General features: G+C 61.0%; 1 protein-coding gene. It reads left to right on the top strand.

What is annotated here, in order from left to right:
* Positions 1–210, top strand: a 210-nt coding sequence (locus ACN6NG_RS30110) for a hypothetical protein (protein WP_474317589.1), incomplete at both ends; no start/stop codon positions are given.

Genomic DNA, 210 nt, shown 5'->3' with positions numbered 1-210 from the left:
TCACTGCACCAGACAACGTCTACGTCAACGACCCGGTCACCATTACCCAGTCCCTGACTGGCGTTACCGGCAAGGGCGCGGATCAGTTCGAGCAACTGGAACTGGGCAAGGACAGCGTCAGCACCACCGTCACGGACGAGCCTGCAGGTGAGGGCGACCTGGTCAAAGTCACCATCGTGGCCGATCAGGTATCGGTCAACGAAGCGACCG

The sequence above is a fragment of the Pseudomonas sp. TSO6 genome (assembly GCF_056098905.1).
This window is presented reverse-complemented; position numbering and strand designations above follow the sequence as displayed.